The sequence below is a fragment of the Martinezella rhizogenes genome (genome assembly GCF_000799715.1).
Lineage (GTDB): Bacteria > Pseudomonadota > Alphaproteobacteria > Rhizobiales > Rhizobiaceae > Rhizobium > Rhizobium rhizogenes_C.
The window spans coordinates 158,134-174,857 of record NZ_JUHG01000017.1; the positions used below are offsets into that span (position 1 = coordinate 158,134).

The 16,724-nt window shown below is 57.5% G+C and carries 19 protein-coding genes; 4 read left to right on the forward strand and 15 right to left on the reverse strand.

Annotated elements, in window-relative coordinates; genetic code table 11:
* The first annotated feature begins 52 nt into the window (after nt 1-52).
* The 3 genes from EX00_RS25115 to EX00_RS25125 all read left to right on the forward strand — a co-directional run bounded on the left by EX00_RS25115 (nt 53) and on the right by EX00_RS25125 (nt 3,942).
* Complete coding sequence (locus EX00_RS25115; protein WP_047464120.1) at nt 53-1,129, forward strand: DUF917 domain-containing protein; 1,077 nt, start codon at nt 53-55, stop codon at nt 1,127-1,129.
* Nucleotides 1,126-2,664, forward strand: coding sequence for a hydantoinase/oxoprolinase N-terminal domain-containing protein (locus tag EX00_RS25120; RefSeq protein ID WP_047464121.1), 1,539 nt, complete (start codon nt 1,126-1,128; stop codon nt 2,662-2,664). Before EX00_RS25115 ends, EX00_RS25120 begins: the two co-directional genes overlap by 4 nt.
* Nucleotides 2,665-2,892: 228 nt before the next feature.
* Nucleotides 2,893-3,942, forward strand: coding sequence for a dipeptidase (locus EX00_RS25125; RefSeq protein ID WP_047464122.1), 1,050 nt, complete (start codon nt 2,893-2,895; stop codon nt 3,940-3,942).
* Nucleotides 3,943-4,005: 63 nt separating this feature from the next.
* Here EX00_RS25125 and EX00_RS31565 read toward each other — a convergent pair whose 3' ends face one another.
* The 3 genes from EX00_RS31565 to EX00_RS25135 form a co-directional block, all read right to left on the reverse strand.
* Nucleotides 4,006-4,170 carry a hypothetical protein gene (locus tag EX00_RS31565; protein ID WP_155294136.1) on the reverse strand — a complete coding sequence of 55 codons (165 nt, stop codon included), beginning with the start codon at nt 4,168-4,170 and terminating at the stop codon, nt 4,006-4,008.
* Nucleotides 4,171-4,178: 8 nt separating this feature from the next.
* Nucleotides 4,179-4,394 (reverse strand): FAD:protein FMN transferase, encoded by a 216-nt coding sequence (locus EX00_RS25130; protein WP_047464123.1) that lies wholly within the window; start codon nt 4,392-4,394, stop codon nt 4,179-4,181.
* A 73-nt stretch (nt 4,395-4,467) separates the two neighbouring features.
* Nucleotides 4,468-5,463 (reverse strand): aldo/keto reductase, encoded by a 996-nt coding sequence (locus tag EX00_RS25135; RefSeq protein WP_047464124.1) that lies wholly within the window; start codon nt 5,461-5,463, stop codon nt 4,468-4,470.
* Between the two features lie 394 nt (nt 5,464-5,857).
* Here EX00_RS25135 and EX00_RS25140 point away from each other — a divergent pair, with 394 nt between their 5' ends.
* Nucleotides 5,858-6,754, forward strand: coding sequence for a LysR family transcriptional regulator (locus EX00_RS25140; RefSeq protein ID WP_047464125.1), 897 nt, complete (start codon nt 5,858-5,860; stop codon nt 6,752-6,754).
* An 80-nt stretch (nt 6,755-6,834) separates the two neighbouring features.
* On the opposite strand, the gene EX00_RS25145 is transcribed toward EX00_RS25140, so the two are convergent.
* From EX00_RS25145 to EX00_RS25195, 12 genes are all read right to left on the reverse strand, one after another.
* Entirely contained in the window at nt 6,835-7,521 is a 687-nt protein-coding gene (locus tag EX00_RS25145; RefSeq protein WP_047464126.1) for a DUF4405 domain-containing protein, read from the reverse strand.
* A gap of 16 nt (nt 7,522-7,537) precedes the next feature.
* Complete coding sequence (locus EX00_RS25150) at nt 7,538-8,023, reverse strand: cytochrome P460 family protein (protein ID WP_047464127.1); 486 nt, start codon at nt 8,021-8,023, stop codon at nt 7,538-7,540.
* A gap of 87 nt (nt 8,024-8,110) precedes the next feature.
* Nucleotides 8,111-8,581: a (R)-mandelonitrile lyase gene (locus tag EX00_RS25155; protein ID WP_047464128.1), complete on the reverse strand. Its 471-nt coding sequence runs from the start codon at nt 8,579-8,581 to the stop codon at nt 8,111-8,113.
* A gap of 8 nt (nt 8,582-8,589) precedes the next feature.
* A complete protein-coding gene (locus EX00_RS25160) occupies nt 8,590-8,961 on the reverse strand; it encodes a carboxymuconolactone decarboxylase family protein (protein ID WP_080761333.1) in 372 nt (123 codons plus the stop codon).
* A gap of 62 nt (nt 8,962-9,023) precedes the next feature.
* Nucleotides 9,024-9,164: a hypothetical protein gene (locus tag EX00_RS31800; protein WP_202903774.1), complete on the reverse strand. Its 141-nt coding sequence runs from the start codon at nt 9,162-9,164 to the stop codon at nt 9,024-9,026.
* A 148-nt stretch (nt 9,165-9,312) separates the two neighbouring features.
* Nucleotides 9,313-10,371: an alpha/beta hydrolase gene (locus tag EX00_RS25165; RefSeq protein ID WP_202903769.1), complete on the reverse strand. Its 1,059-nt coding sequence runs from the start codon at nt 10,369-10,371 to the stop codon at nt 9,313-9,315.
* Between the two features lie 210 nt (nt 10,372-10,581).
* Nucleotides 10,582-11,442: a DUF3313 domain-containing protein gene (locus tag EX00_RS25170; RefSeq protein ID WP_234709107.1), complete on the reverse strand. Its 861-nt coding sequence runs from the start codon at nt 11,440-11,442 to the stop codon at nt 10,582-10,584.
* A 36-nt stretch (nt 11,443-11,478) separates the two neighbouring features.
* Entirely contained in the window at nt 11,479-12,624 is a 1,146-nt protein-coding gene (locus EX00_RS25175; RefSeq protein WP_234709108.1) for a patatin-like phospholipase family protein, read from the reverse strand.
* Between the two features lie 434 nt (nt 12,625-13,058).
* A complete protein-coding gene (locus tag EX00_RS25180) occupies nt 13,059-13,679 on the reverse strand; it encodes a methyltransferase family protein (protein ID WP_047464132.1) in 621 nt (206 codons plus the stop codon).
* A complete protein-coding gene (locus EX00_RS31575) occupies nt 13,676-14,176 on the reverse strand; it encodes a hypothetical protein (RefSeq protein WP_155294137.1) in 501 nt (166 codons plus the stop codon). Before EX00_RS31575 ends, EX00_RS25180 begins: the two co-directional genes overlap by 4 nt.
* A gap of 225 nt (nt 14,177-14,401) precedes the next feature.
* Nucleotides 14,402-15,850 (reverse strand): sensor histidine kinase, encoded by a 1,449-nt coding sequence (locus EX00_RS25190; protein WP_047464134.1) that lies wholly within the window; start codon nt 15,848-15,850, stop codon nt 14,402-14,404.
* On the reverse strand, nt 15,847-16,602 hold the full coding sequence (locus EX00_RS25195; protein ID WP_047464135.1) for a response regulator: 756 nt from the start codon (nt 16,600-16,602) through the stop codon (nt 15,847-15,849). Before EX00_RS25195 ends, EX00_RS25190 begins: the two co-directional genes overlap by 4 nt.
* Nucleotides 16,603-16,724: the final 122 nt, after the last annotated feature.

Here is a 16,724-nt window from a genome sequence, read left to right on the forward strand (position 1 = left end):
CAAGCAGACCCGGCCCCGTTGGGGTCGGGAACGCCATTGCCGAAGGTGACACATGCTTCAGGAATTTTCCGAAGACGACATCGAGCCGCTTGCAACGGGTGCCTGGATTCTGGGGACCGGGGGTGGCGGCAATCCCTATATCTCGACGCTGAATCTCCGCCGTCTTTATGCCGAGGGCCGGCGCGTTCAGGTGATGGACCCGATGGCGCTTGACGACGACGACATGGTTGCCGTCGTCTCGAAGATGGGCGCGCCGCTGGTCAGCCAGGAGCGGCTGGGCGATCCCGTTCATCTTGCCCGCGCGGTCGAGGTTATGGAGGATTACCTCGGCAAGCCTTTCCGCGCGATCATGAGTGTGGAGATCGGCGGTTCGAATGCGCTGTCTTCCTTTCTTGCCGCAGCCATGCTCGGCCGCCCGGTCGTCAACGCCGATGCGATGGGCCGCGCCTATCCGGAGGCGCAGATGACTTCCTTTGCCATCGGCAATCTGCCGATGTTCCCGCTTTCTCTGGTCGATGTGCGCGAAAATGAAGTCATCGTCACCCGCGCGGCGTCGTGGAAATGGATGGAGCGGATCTCGCGCAAGATCTGCACCGAGGTCGGCTCGACAGCCGCCACCTGCAAAGCACCCCGCACCGGCCGGGAGGTCAAGGAATGGGGTATTCACTATACGATCACCAAGGCGACCGAGCTCGGCCGGGCCGTGATCGTGGCGCGTGCGCGCCACGATGATCCGGTGAAAGCGGTTCTCGAACACGAGGGCGGTAAGCAGCTGTTTCGCGGCAAGGTCATCGACGTTGCGCGCGAGACCACCGGCGGCTTCCTGCGAGGACGCACGGTGATCGAAGGCATCGACGCGGACAAGGGTGCGCGTATGGAGCTGGCCTTCCAGAACGAATGGGCGGTCGCTTTCCGCGACGGCGAGCCTGTTGCGATGACGCCGGATCTTCTGTGCCTGCTCGACACGATTTCGGGCGGCGCGATCGGCACGGAATCGGTGCGGTACGGCCAGCGCGTGACGGTCGTGGCTCTGCCTGCCCCGAAACTCCTGACCTCGCCCGCGGGGATCGCCGCGGTCGGCCCTCGTGCTTTCGGTTATGACATTGATTTCAGATCGGTATTCGCATGAAACGCATCGGTATTGACGTTGGCGGCACCAACACGGATGCCGTCTTGATCGACGGCGAAAACATCATCGCCTCGATCAAGGTTCCCACGACGCAGGACGTGATGTCGGGCGTGAAGGCGGCGTTGAGCCATGTGGCGGGGCAAGCGGGAGGAGCTGGCCGTCCCATCGATGCAGTGATGATCGGCACGACGCATTTCACGAATGCCGTGGTCGAGCGCGCGCGCCTGGAGCGCGTCGCGGCGATCCGCATCGCCTTGCCGACCGGCGCGTCGCTGCCGCCGATGTGCGACTGGCCGGAGGATCTGCGTGCTGCGGTCGATCCACTGATCTTCATGGTGCATGGCGGCCACGAATATGACGGCAGCCTGCTGGTGCCGATGATCCCCGATGAGATCCGCGACGCCGCGATGAAGATCCGCGACGCGGGCATTACCTCAATCGCGATCTCCGCCACCTTTTCGCCGCTGACGACCGAATGCGAGGTCAAGGCGGCCGAGATCGTCCGTTCGGTGATCCCGGATGCGAGGATCACGCTGTCGCATACGCTTGGCCGGATCGGATTGCTGGAGCGCGAGAACGTCGCGCTTTTGAATGCGGCGCTGCAATCCCTCGGCAAGACGACCGTGCAGGCTTTTTCGGATGCGCTGCGCGAGGCGGGCTTGGCCGCACCTTTCTATTTGACGCAGAACGACGGCACGGTGGCGCTTGCCGATGTGGCGGCGGCAAACCCGGTTCATAGTTTCGCCTCCGGACCGACGAACTCGATGCGCGGCGCGGCCTTCCTGACCGGGCTCACGGATGCCATGGTCGTCGATGTCGGTGGCACCACCTCGGATATCGGCTGCCTTGTCGGTGGCTTTCCGCGCGAGGCGAACAATATCGTCCATATCGGCGGTGTACGCACGCTGTTCCGCATGCCTGACCTCCTGCCGATCGCTCTTGGTGGCGGAACGATCATCGATCCGGAAACCGGAAAGATCGGCCCGCGCTCGGTCGGCTATCGCATCTTGACTGAAGCCCGCGTCTTTGGCGGCAACACGCTGACCACGTCGGATGTCGCTGTCGCGGCGGGATTGATCGAGATGGGCGACAGGGACCGCGTGAAGAACCTTGATCCGGCCTTCGTCAAGACGAGCCTCGGGCGTATCCGTGATATGGTCGCAGACAGCTTCGATCAGATGAAGACCTCGGCGGAGGATGTGCCACTGATTGCCGTTGGCGGCGGAGCCTTCCTGATCCCGGACAAGATCGCCGGAGCTTCCGAAATTCTTCGCGTCGAAAATGCCGGCGTGGCGAATGCACTGGGTGCCGCGATGGCGCAGGTCTCCGGCGAAGTCGATCAGGTGTTCTCGGGCCTGAGTCGTGACGAGGCGCTTGCAAAAGCGGAGGATGGGGCGCGAGATGCCGCCGTCGCTTCCGGCGCGAGCCGTGCAAGCCTCAAGACCCTCGAGGTCGAGGATATCCCGATCGCCTACCTGCCGGGCGGGGCGCGCCGCGTGCGTGTGCGGGTGATCGGAGACATCGCTTTCAATTAAAGAAAATCGCATGGCCCCGGCAAGGGCGAGTTTTTCATCTGCAATGTGGTGGGCATGACATTGCGTCTCGCGTGGCCTATCTGAAACAGGATCTCGCGAGCGCTGCGCACCGCGTTGTCAATCGCGATCTCGCGCCCTATCACATCAGGACTGGATAACGGCTGAAGGCAGAGCCTTCGTCGCCACCCACGAGAAAATCTACGAGGTCACGCTGTGACGGAGGCAAGAATGAGCGAAGATCCGATCCATATTCCCGTATTCGATGGGCATAACGACATTCTGTCGCGCCTGATGGGCGAGGGGCGTGTGGGCGCGGAGGCGCGCTTCCTGAACGGACAGGAGGGCGTGCACATCGACCTTCCCCGTGCACGGCAGGGCGGTCTCGTCGGCGGACTTTGCGCTGTCTATGTCCCCGGAACCGGCAAGGCGCTGGATGCCAACGGCGATCTGCCACGGGTCGATCGTCAGAGCGCGCTGGATCACACGATCGCGCAGGCCGCTCTCCTGCGCCGGATAGAGGGGCAGTCGGAAGGCGCTTTCACGGTCTGCACGTCGGTCGCGGAAATCCGGACCGCAATCGAATACGGCAGCTTCGCCGCGGTCTTCCATATCGAGGGAATTGAAGCTGTCGGACCGGATCTCGATTTTCTCCATCTGCTTCACGCGGCGGGGTTGCGCACGCTCGGTCCGGTCTGGAGCCGCCCCAACATCTTCGCGCATGGCGTACCCTTCCGTTTCGGTCATGGTCCCGATATCGGACCCGGATTGACCGAAGCCGGTCGCGACCTGATCCGCCTGTGCAACCGGCTGAAGATCATGATCGACCTTTCGCATATGAACGATGCCGGGTTTTGGGATGTCGCGAAAATCTCGGATGCGCCGCTCGTCGCCTCGCATTCGAACGCCTTTGCGATCTGCCCCCATAGCCGCAATGCGACCGACAGGCAGCTCGATGCGATCCGTGAGACAGGCGGCCTCATCGGGCTGAATTTCGGCGTCAAGTTCCTCCACCCCGAGGGCAAGGCCGATGCCGGGACGGATATTTCGGTGATGGTGCGCCACATCGACTATCTGGTTGAACGGGTGGGCATCGATCATGTCGCGCTGGGATCGGATTTCGACGGCACGCTGATCTCGAACAAGATTGGCGACGTCACCGGCCTTCCGCGCCTGCTGAGCGCGCTGCGGCAGGCAGGCTATGATAACGAGGCGCTGACGAAGATCGCGCATCGCAACTGGCTTTCGGTGCTAGAACGCACCTGGGGAGCATGCCACTAGTTTGCCAGTTAGGCCGAAGTGAATGGTGTGGGCGGCGCGCATTGTCCAGAGCAGAAGCAGTTCCTAAGAGAGAGGGTAGCCTGCCTCGTTCTTCAGACCGCGCTTCTGTGCCTTGGTATAGATGTCATGGAATACGGTTTTTCCGTCGTTCACGTCCGCGATCATGCGGGTGACGCCGCCGACGACCACGGAGCGACAGCGCCATGCAGACTGATCGAAGAGCAACATCTCTCATTTCATCGAGTAAAGAACTCGCCATCGAAGTTCGACGAGCTCTCCGCTCCTCCGTCTGCGAACATGCGAGCGAATGAAAACGGGAACACCTTGGTCAACTGATCGGGCGCGGTGAAAAACAACGCGGTGGCCAGGCCATCAGCCGTCATTGCATCGTTTGCGATAGCCCAGGTCGCGATCACGTCCCGGACGGGAACGCCGGTTCGCCCGTCGGTCATGTGGTGGAATGGCTGAACATGCTAGCCGCCCGACCGTCCTGCCTAAATCGCGGGACGGTCGTCTCCATTGCCATCAGTGGCCGGTCATTTTCAACACGGCCTCGGGCAGGCGTTCGCCCTGGACTTCGACCTTGGAAGCTTCGGCGTTGATCTCTGCCAGATCACTAATCGTCAGTTCGAGATCGACCGCGCCGAGGTTTTCCTCAAGGCGGTGCAGCTTCGTCGTACCGGGGATCGGCACGATCCAGGGTTTTTGCGCCAGTAACCACGCGAGCGCGACCTGTGCCGGCGTTGCGCCCTTGCGATCCGCTACATCCTTGATCACGCCAACCAGCGCCATGTTGGCTTTGCGAGCTTCCGGGGAGAAGCGGGGCACGAGATTGCGGAAATCCCCTTGTTCAAACTTTGTGTTCTCATCGATCTTGCCGGTCAGAAAACCGGCACCGAGCGGGCTGAACGGAACGAAACCGATACCGAGCTCCTCCAGCACGGGCAACAGCTCCGCTTCCGGCCCACGCCAGAACAGCGAATACTCGCTCTGAACCGCGGCGACCTGTTGAACGGCATGTGCTCTGCGAATGGTGTTGACGCCGGCCTCCGACAGGCCGAAATGCTTCACCTTTCCTTCTGCGATAAGATCCTTGACGGCGCCCGCGACGTCTTCGATCGGTACATTGAGGTCGACACGGTGCTGGTAGAACAGGTCGATACGATCCGTCTTCAAGCGCTTGAGTGCCGCCTCTGCCACCGCCTTGATGTGCTCCGGACGGCTATTGGTGCCCCCAGAACGTGCGCCGCTCTCCAGATTGATGTCGAAACCGAATTTGGTGGCGATAACAATCTTGTCGCGGATGGGCTTAAGCGCTTCGCCGACCAGTTCCTCGTTGGCAAATGGACCATAAGCCTCGGCCGTGTCGAAAAACGTCACGCCGCGGGCATTCGCATCATGGATGAGCTTGATCATATCGGCTTTTTCGACGCCTGGACCATAGACGCCTGTCATGCCCATGCATCCGAGGCCAAGGGCGGACACTTCGAGACCATTGCTTCCAAGTTTTCGTGTTTTCATGGTTTTCTCCACTTTTCTAACATGGCCGGATGCCAACAATGGCTGCGGCAATTCACGTCAGCGCCACTCTAATGGACGTCACGATGAATGATTATCCGGTTTAATCCGCATGAACTTATAAGAATGGCTAATGATTTCTCGGGAGTTCTATTTTCCGCCCTGCATAGCTGATGAGCGCGCAGACAAGCATATCGCCTTTGTCAGGCGGCACCGGTTGCATACGTGTCGAGAGAAGGGTGTCGGCCCCTACTGCTGTTTATCATTTCAATAGCTCTCGCAATGCGATGGTCTATTCTTTCAATGATCTCCCGATGTGGATGATAGGAATATAGCCTTCGCAAAGGCGAGCGATTAGGTGCTATAATTGGCATATTGCTATTAGCTGGACTAATGAATGGCACACGAAAACTTCAACGATCTTGCTGCGTTTGCTGCCGTCGCCAAAGAACGCAGTTTCACCAAGGCCGCAGCTAAGCTCGGGGTTTCGCAGTCGGCTCTCAGCCAGACGATACGCGCTCTTGAGGAGAGGATTGGACTTCGCCTTCTCACTCGCACGACACGCAGCGTCGCCCCAACCGAAGCCGGCGAGCGCCTGTTGCAGACTGTGGCTCCCAGATTCGAAGAGATCGAAGCCCAGCTCGCAGCGTTGAGCGAGCTGCGCGAAAAGCCCGCCGGAACCGTTCGGATTACGGCGGGCGAACATCCGGCCATTTCCATCCTACAGCCGGCCTTAAAGCGATTTTTGCCGGATCATCCGGACGTCAATGTCGAGATCATCATCGACTATGGCCTGACCGATATCGTCGCCGAAGGGTACGATGCCGGAGTCCGAATGGGCGAGCAGGTCGCCAAAGATATGATTGCCGTACGCATCGGCCCGGAGATGCGGATGGCCGTTGTTGCGTCCCCTGTTTATTTTGAACGCCGTCCACCGCCTGAAACACCACAGGACCTGATGGTGCATAGGTGTATCAATATACGGCTTCCCACCTACGGTGGACTATTCCCGTGGGGTCTCGAGAAAGACGGCCGTGAGGTCAATGTGCGCGGCGAAGGGCAACTCGTGTTCAACAATCTTGGTCTGCGGCTAAGCTCGGCCTTAGACGGCCTCGGGGTGGCCTATATGCCGGAAGACCAGGTGCAGCCCTTTGTCGCGACGGGTCGGCTGATACGCGTTTTGGAAGACTGGTGCCCATATTTTCCAGGTTACCATCTATACTATCCAAGTCGCCGGCATTCGTCACCCGCACTATCGTTGCTGGTGGATGTTCTCCGCTACCGCTCGGCTTGATCCTAAGTTCTTCGGGGTCAGTTACTCCGCCATGTTGTAGGGCAGGGGAAGCGCGGCACGATTACCCGGAAGCGCCTGCCCTAGGCCGTTAAGGCTACCCGCTTGCGGCGCTGCAGCCATTTGACGGTGTAATAGGTGATGAAGATGTACAGGCCGGCGATCGTGACACAGTGCACGAAGAAACCGGCAACCGATTCTTCGAAATTCCACCAATCGAGAGTCACTTCCATGGTGAGCTTGGTGCCAAGGCCCAGTTCGAAAGAGCTCCAGATGCCATGAATGGCGATCGAGACGGCGATAAGCCGCAATGCCCAGGTGCGGAATGGGCTCGGTCTGGAGATGCTGGACAGATTGAGCGCCAAGTCCATGATCATCGGCCAGCGCAAACCGATATGGACGGCGACGATGACGAGCGCCCAGTAAGCCGCCAAGGTATGAATCTGCCTCACGGTGAAGCCGCCATAGGGCGACATGATGCCAGACAGCGCGTTGGAAATGAACACGCTGGTTGCGAGCAAGACCAGCATTGCGACAAGCAGCAGAAACGTCACTGCGATGTTGAACAGTCCGCGCGCCTTGCGACGGGCCTTGGGTATCGTGCCGTACCATCGGCGATTGAAGACATTATGCACAACGACCAGCAGGAACATGGTGGTTCCGGCCAATTCATGGACTATGTTCCCGAGCCACCAGTAGGAGAGACAAAAAAGGAGCAGGCCGGCCGCGATAAGGTCAAAGGTAAGGCGTAGGAGGAAAACGGAATTCAAGGCGCGGTTCCTCACATTATTCGACCGGCGTGCCATCAAATCTCGGGATGCGATAGGCTGTGTATAGGAAATCGCTGTCTGCCTGGCCGCGATGACACGACTGACAGCGAGCGGTGTTCTCGTCCATGTTGACGGACTTGTCCGGCCAGAACCACTGGAACTGCCAGTCGGCAGTGCGGCGGGAATCGTCGTAGTCGGCACCGAACCCTTCGCCCTTTTCCATCACGAAATAGCGATGGAGTTTGTCATCGCGGTAATCGACGAGCACGAAATGGCTGCCCGCCGGGATTGGCCGCTTGTTCTTGACGGCATCGATTGCGTCTTGCGTCGTCATGATATGTTCGGTCACATTACCGCGCCGGACGGTCGTATAATGGACGAGCTGATCGAGGTTTTCGGGAAACTTCACCCGGTTGGTCTCGGCATGCACCTGCCAGCCGACGACGAAGACCGCGCCGGCGACCAGAGTTGCGAACGCCAATGGCTTTGCAAATTTCCACATGAAGAACCTCGCTTCGGAGTTCGTTGATAGCGATGGAGCCGTCCGGTCCCGTTTCCAGGGATCGCGGCGACTGCCGTTGGCGCGCGGCTACTGTCGATACTGTTCGTCCGTGACCTTCTCCAACCACGCGACAGTTTTGCCGTCGAGCGCTTCAACGATGGCGATATGCGACATGCCGTTGGTCGGCGTCGCGCCATGCCAATGCTTGACGCCTGGCGGAATCCAGACGACGTCGCCTGGCCTGATGACCTGCACGGGTTTGCCCCATTCCTGGACGAGACCGAGGCCGGCAGTGACGATAAGCGTCTGTCCCAGAGGGTGCGTGTGCCAGGCGGTGCGAGCGACAGGCTCGAAAGTCACAATGCCGCCGCCGATGCGAGCGGGCGCGGTGCCCTGGAAGCGGGAGTCGACCCGTACCGAGCCAGTGAAGTTATCGGCGGGCCCGACGGTGGAGGGTTGTGACTCTGGATGCGTAACGGTGATCGTTTGGTTGGACTGAGCCGACGCGGACGACGCCAGCACGGCGAGAGAAAGGATTGTCGCGGCAAGGGACTTCATTGGACGGCTCACTTTGAGTTCTCTTGGAAAACGTCATTGGCGACCGCAACAGCGGAGACTGCGCTTGGCCAGCCCGAGTAGAAGGCCATATGCGTGATCGTCTCGACGATCTCGTCCTTGGTCAGGCCGTTCTGGAGGCCAAGCTTGATGTGCGATCTGAGTTGATCCGGACGATTGAGGGCGATCAACGCGGAAATCGTGACAAGGCTCCTATCTCGCTTTGAAAGCCCTGGGCGCTCCCAGATATCGCCGTAAAGTACATTATCCGTGAGTTCAGCCAGTTTTGGCGCCGTCGCTCCCATCAGTTGCTGGGCGCGCGACTGCTGCTGGACAGGGGCCGCATCCGACGCGGCGGTGGGCTGGCTTTGGGCGGTCGCCATGGTGGAAATTCCTCCGGACAGAAGCAGGCTGGTTGCGACGAACAGATGTCTGGTGAGCGTCTTCAATGTGTGACTCCTCGCAAGTGTTGAGGGGAACATGGCGCCCCGGAACAGAACCGGAGCACCACGGTGATCGAGCCGTCATAGACCAGCGTGAACGGGTTTTGTTTGTAGTCGGCTGCGACAGCGTCGGTGTTGCTCATTGTCGGAACTCCTAACATTGCACCTGAGAGAATAAGCGTGGAGGCTCCGAGGAACTCGCGCCGTTTCTTGTTGATGATTTCGTCTGTCAGTTCGAACCCCTTTGTTCCGCTCGAAGCTTTCTTTCGTCAGCGAGGCGGAACAGCCCCCTTATTGATCCAGCTTCTTTTCGGTGAGAAATTTCGAGACCAGATCGGCGATCTCGACATTGTTGAGATCCGACATCAGGAAGTGCGTGTTGCCGCGAATTCCGATCTCCGGAAGATGCACCAAGCGGGCGTCGCCGCCGTGCTTGTTGACCGCATCGACCCAGAGCCGGGCCATGGCGAGCCGCACCCGCCAGTTGTCCTGTCCGCGCTCCTCAGTCGGTTCGACGGAGAAGTTGTCGCCGTAGTAAATGACGATCGGGATGCGCGTGAGTTTCTCGAAATCCGCGCGTGACACAGCTTCCGGAGATAAGGTGCCCGCAGCGCTCGGCATCGCCGGCGGCAGTTCGCTCTCGGGGAAGATAAAACCACTGCCGGGCTCAAAGGCGACGATGGCCTTGACGTTGGTGTTCTTGATCGCAGTCAGCCAGCCCGGCCCGCCGCCCTGCGAATGGGTGAAGAGGATAGCCGGGCCGATCTTGCTGAATAGTGCCGACATTCCGTCCGAGACGACCCCTGCATCATACGGACCGGTATTGGGTGTGACCGACCGGAAGAACTGATCCAGGGCCTCCGGCTTTCGATCGAACTGGACATTGTCGAAGAAGTTTGGCCATTTGCCGAGGCGGAACTGATCGAAGAAGAGCTGGTCGTAGGGCGTCGGCTCGATCGTCGTGGCGACGGTGCTGTTGCCGGCGCGTCCACGACGTGGCTGATCGACCAGATAGACTGGGAAATGCCGGCGCAGGAAGATGTTCTGGAAGCCCTCGCGGCCGTCCGGTGTGGTCTCCCAACTGCGGGCGGATTGATAGGCCCCATGCAGCATGACGATCGGCAGGGTCTTCGGATCCTGCGGCACCTGATAGAAGGCGTAGACATGGTCGCCGTGGAGGGTCTGCCCTTCGGCCGTCGGCGCGTTGTTGTTATAAGCGCCTGGCTTACCAAGCACCGTTCCACCGACGGCAAAGCTCCCTTGCTCCTCGATTGCAAGGGGTGCTTTCTTATCTACCTCGGCCGCCAAGCCAGTCATGTTTGTGCTGACATATGCCGAAGCAGCTAGCATGGCGGCAAGGAATTTCAACGTCCCGCTTTTCATAGATCATCTTCTCGCGCAATTGGTTGCGCAAGAAGGTAGTCTTGATTTGCGATGAGGATTAGAGGGACGAGGGCGATAAGCCTTATTAGAACAACTTATCAATCACAAACTTTTGATAAGTTGTTATGGAATAAATTGATCTGAATTTCCAGGGTCTGCTCGTCATTTCTTTTCTTTCTATTGGGCCTGTGCCGGGCGCTGTTTGTCGGTCCAGGACGGTGGCATCCCGACCTGAGAGGCTGCAAAATCCTTCAGGCCGGGTGACCGGCCAAATTTCTCGCAAGCAGGGTATTTGGGCTTTCCACCGAGGTCGGACTTGATTCTTTGCCCAGACGGGATTTTCGGCAGCCCCTTGAAGGGCGTCTTGCCGGTGACGAGCATCTTGGAAAAATCACCGCCGAAGCTCGCCGCAAGCGAATAGGCGTCCCCAATTTGCGAAACGCGTGCATTCGTCGTCACGAAGTTCGCGCCCTTGGCCCATACCATCGCACCAACTTGCCTGCCGTCCCTTGTGGTTGCCTCGGCCTCTACGGAAAGCCCCCCAAGCCCCATGGGCAGCCTCGGGACGGGAACGGGAACGACAAAGTTGGCTCCGAGCGACGCTACGGTCGACAGACCGGCCACCGTGGCATTGGTCGGCACGATGCGGGTGATGGTTGCGTGAACGACGAGATCCGCATCCTCTTTTCGCTCCACAACCACGAAACGATCGCTGACGCCAACGCAGAGCGCGCGGCTGATTACATTTGCGACTAGAGCTTGGTCTGAAGATTTCTTGATGGACAGTGCAGCAGCACCTGAAACTGCGGTTGGCTCAATGTAGATCGTTTTAGTTGATGCGAGATCGGTTGGAGCGACTTTATAATTTGCCTTCGTCAATCGCCCTTTGTTTGATGTCAAACCGTCGTAGGATGTCAGCGAATTTGCTTGTTCGAGGGGCACAGCGGCGCAGCCACCAAGCGACAACGCAAGGAGAGCGGGCGCAATCAGTCGATAACACGGGTGGATGCCTGCCAGGCCAAGGCGGGAATGCAACATTTCGTTCTCCTGTTGGGTGAGGGAAAGCCAGTGCGGTTACCGCCACTGCGCCGTTTGTGTGATTTTAGGCGTGCCGGTGAACGAGGGCCTGTCTTTCCACAGGCTGTCGCTTGCCATCTTTGCGTATCCGAGGTTGTAAACCGCGCGCATGTAGTTGGTGTTGAATGGGTCGGTCATGTTGTAGGCGACCTGCGTATCGATCGAGGCGACACGGAACCGAATGCCGTTCTTTTGGGCATAGACGTAAGTGGCCACCAGCGCGCTACGTGTCTGTGCCTTGATGAGGGAGGAATTCGCCCTGGCCATGACTGCAAACGTGTTGTTCGTGGTGGTCGAAAATTCGGACATCAGCGCGTTGTTGACGATAATGTACATGTTTAACGTCACGCCCTTGGGCCACTCGACCTTGTCGGAGTTGGCCATCCATCCCTCCGGAATAGTCAGGATCTGGGAGGCCGATCCCCCGTCGGAGTGCATCTCCTCGAACGACTGATCGCCTGATTTTGCTTTGATGAGCACCGCTGGATAAAGGCCGGGGATACTTGCCGACGCGATGATGATGTCCTGGAAGAGTTGTAGCGCATCGGGCCTGCCGCTATCCGCAATGGCGCCCATGTTCCATATCACCGCCCTTTGGGAATCGAGGTTCGAGGTCAAAACAAGCAGGCGCCGTCCCTTGCGATGCTCCGCGGCGATTTTCGCCAATACGTCCCGCGTCAGGCGCCGTTCGACCATTGTCCGAAGTGGCTTCTGCTTCAGGAGGCTCGCGCCCATAAGACCTTGGGGCAGAAAATCGGCATCGATCAACTTCTTGGCGACACCGCTTGTGTACAGATCGACAAGGATGCTGTCATAGGCCGGACCAAGGAAGGCGTAAGGCGCAATCAGCGCACCCGTACTGACGCCGCTGACAATATCAAATTCGGGCCGCTGTCCCCCATCCGACCAGGCGTTCAGCGCCCCGACGCTGAACGCGCCTCCAGCGCCTCCGCCCGACAAAACCAGGTAATTGACTTCCTTGCTTCTCGGAATAGGCAACCACGCATGTGTCTCGGGGAGATTCCGGCTCGTATCCGCATAAATACGGATATCGTTAAACCCCTCGATACCGGCGGTCGCGGCGGCCTTCGGCCCATAGGCAACACGGTCCGGTGCCATGCAGCTCGCAAGAAAAGCCAACATGAAGATGATTATCACACGATGCACAACTATTGCCCCGTTCCGAGCAAGTGTCTGGAAACTACATTAAAGTTTCCGCCGGATGTCCTGTAGACATCGGCCCATGTCTTTTGCCGGATCAATAATATCCAGGCGAAATGCCATAACATAAAGTAGCTTTTGTAATTCACTGGAATCCTCCTTTGGATTCTTATTTGGCGGAATTAACTCAACTTTGTCATTGCCTTGGGGTTTTTATTGATGGTTAAACTGGCCGGACTCGGGGCTGAGCCCGGCCAGTCTACCTCGGGAAAATTGGGGTCAAATTCGCCCGAGATAGGCTATGAAAACCCCAAGTCTCGACAAGACTTAGTGGTGTCCGATTTTTTGAAAAATCGAGTATGTGTCGTTCGTGCCGAGGAGACGCCGTTGCAAATCTTCAGGTCCGCCGATCTTCTTCAAAAGGGCAACCGAACAAGAATTGGCAGGACACCATTGCTTTGTCCGACTTCGATGAGTTCGAAGAGCGGCCAGGGAATGAGAAAAAGACAACCATCCCGAAGGGTTCTGAGAACGTTTCGAGGTCTTATTTCCAATTCGTTCGTGTCTCGCCAAAGGGATGGCTTCGGAAGCAGACGTGGCGTTGAAGCCAGGTAGTCCTGAAAGACTGTTCCAAAACGGTTTCGCAGAAATTTCTCTTCCTGAGCGACGGTTGCCGTGAAGACGGCGAGGGCTGTCGCGACGAAAATGAGCATCGTCAAAATGCTGCCCGTTTGCGCCCCGATACCACCAATCCCTACAAGACTGAAGAAGTAGAGCGGATTGCGCGTTACAGAATATGGTCCATCCATGACCAAGGTGACACTTTTCCGTCCACCCACGTATAGTGTCGACCACATACGCCCCAAGATTGCTACAAATGTTGCGATGATGCCCGCTGAAGCCAAAATCGTATGGACGACGCCATCGGTCGGCCAGGATGACTGGCTGATACAAACGCCGCCCAAATATAAGAATGCAAGACTGCGCAGGGCGTTGATACGGGTGTTCTGAACGGTGGAAAGGGAAAGGCTACTCAATGGCCCGCCTCGAAAGCGAGCAGCTTTCCGAATAAGGCCCGTGGCTTCAACGCCGAAGCGCGGGCCTCGTCCAACTGACCGGGCCACGGCCGCCATCCGAGCCGGGTGCCGACAGAACCGCGAGCACCCGCGACGGCACTGACGAGCGCGAAAATACGTCGCGACACAAGGTCACTGGCGCCCGATACTCCCAGCCCGATCGCTGGGAGAAGAATATAGGACGGCGGGACAGAAAGAGGCCTGCCGATAAACGAGGCGAAGAACAGGCTGCCACGGTCCATTGCTTCCAACAATTTGTAAATCGCCAGGTCGGGATGTTCAACACACGCCCGATGAACTCTCGCGATCGTGCCTGCGAAAACCGCCGGTGTTGGATGCGGCCTCAAACCCTGCGTAGGCCGACAAAGGTTGTCACCGCAAGGCGGCATTGATGGCACAATCCAGGCAAGCCTTGGTCGAATGGCCTTGTGGAAAGTAGGTGAGATTTTGACGGACATGAAGCGCTCCTGATCGCTGAGGTTCGCGTACCAGGATATGCGGAAGACTGATTTCTGTGCTTTAAGACATGTTAAGTTATGCTACTGCGAATATCGGCCTTCGGAATATAAATTCCGGTATTCGACGATGAATCCCATTTTCCCGCCAAAAAATGGAATTACTTTGAGTATTAATTGGCATTCGTCGATAAAAATGTAAAATTTAGGTATTAATAGTACTTATATTTAAGTACCGAATATTTTAATCCGCTTGGTGCCGGCGGTCTGCCTATCGCCAGCGAGCGCTTTTCGACCGAGAACCCCTCCTTTGTCGGTGGAAGCCATCATATATTCAGAGTTAGCCTGTACCGGCGGCAATTGTATCGTCACGCGGAGGCCATGCGGCGATATGTTCTCCAGCAAAAGCGAGCCACCGTGGCCTTTTGCGATTTCATCCGCAATCGAAAGTCCCAGCCCAAAACCGCTGTTGAAATTCTGTGACCGGGCCTCGTCGGCCTTGAAGAAGGGCTCCAGAACTTTGTCTTGGAGCCCTTCTTCAAGGCCGGGGCCGTCGTCGCTTACGATGATTACTGCTCCACCTTGCGGGCCATAGCGTAAGTCGATAGTTACCTTTGTGCCGAACCTTACCGCGTTCTCCACTATATTGGTGATGGCGCGTATGAGCGCTTTTTGCTGGCACAAATATCCAAACCGCTCAGGTCCGCTGTAAATCACGTCATGCCCGAGATCACAAAATTCCGATGTGATCGTCCGCAACAGACTTGAAATATCAACCTTTCGAAGCGGCTCTACTGTCGCAGTGCTGCTTAGATACTGAAGGCTTTCCTCAATCATCGTGGTAAGGTTGTCGATATCCGCCAGCATGGCTTCCCTTGAGGCGGGGTCCTTCGAGCGTTCGACGCGCATTCTCAGTCGCGTCAAAGGCGTCCTTAGATCGTGGCTCACAGCCGTCAGCATCCGTGTGCGATCATCGACCATTTTGCGAATACGTTGACGCATGTTGTTGAGCGACATCGCAAGCGTGCGAAGTTCCTTGGCGCCTTCGGCGGTGAACTGTTCTTCATCGTTACCGTCGAGGCGCAGTTTCCCTGCCGCGTCCGCAAAGCGAACGAGAGGCGATGTAATCATGCGACTTATGTAAAGTACCAAGAGAAGCATCGGCAGCATCAGAACGGCGGCCTTGGCGATGAACTCTACAACTGCGCTGAAAGATGAGGGGGAAATATCGGCACCGGAGAACCCAATGACGAGAGCACGCAACGCGTCAAGACGCACCGCAAGTGTACTGTGTCCCTCGCCATCCGGAGTGTTTTCAAGAACGACCGCTTCAAAATCGGCAGGCAGGACGCCCTGAAGCTCATCCGAGATGAGGTGGTCATCCGTTTGACGCGCCCCTTCGCTACTGACATCGCTCCATGGCAGAATCTTCAATTCGAGACCGCTGGAGGCGCTTGCCCTCACCACATTCTCGACTTCGACGTTATTTCTGGCGCTTCTGACCTGATTCACGATCAGCTCGATTTGCGCACCTTTAACCATAAGCATTTTTTCATTATGGAAAATGAATGGCTCAGGTAGAATCGCAATAATACCGATAACGATCAACGGAACAGGAATAGACGCGAACACTATGAACTGGAGCCATATGGACGCTTTGCGGAAGCGATCAATCATGGCTCTGTCGCAACCTCTGGGGTGAAGACATACCCGCCCAGACGCACGGTTTTGATGAATGTCGGCTCCTTGTAATTTGGTTCGATTTTCTGCCGGACACGACTGACATGTACATCGATGCTGCGTTCAATGGGTCCGGCCGCGCCTGCGTGGGTACGGGCAAGTATTTCCTGGCGGTTCATGACTTGTCGAGGGTTCCGGCAGAACACCAGCAGCACATCAAACTCAGCCGTCGTAAGCGACACATGAAAACCGTCAGTGTCCGTCAGTTCGCGGGTGACCGGGTCAATTCGCCAGCCTGCAAATGTCATAGGTTCCTGGGTTGGCTTAACTTGCGTTGAATAGGAAGAGCGCCGGAGAAGCGCTTTTATTCTGGCCAAAAGCTCCCTGGATTTAAACGGTTTCGTGACATAGTCGTCTGCGCCCAATTCCAATCCAACGACCCTGTCTATCTCTTTCGTTCGCGCCGTAAGCATAAGGATGGGGATTGTATCGGACGATCTGATCCTTCTGCATATGCTGAAACCGTCCTCACCTGGCAGCATTCCATCCAGCACTATGAGGTCGAACGCCTTCTTCTTCAGTACACTGTCCATTTCAACGGCCGACCCAACCGCCTCGGCGGCGTAACCCGCCTCCTTGATCAGATCGATCAGCATACTCGCGATATCCCGATCATCCTCGACGACGAGGATTCGGGCTGACGCTTGAGGAAGAACATTGCATGCGACGTTATTCATAGCCCTGGCCATTTGTGTCGGAATTCCGACTTTTAGTTAGCCCGTTTTCTATCGTGGTTGTCAGCAACAATTGTGTTTAATTTTGTTACTGTGGTTCCGCCATGGACGTCTTCGGCTCGCCAGATTGGTGGGAG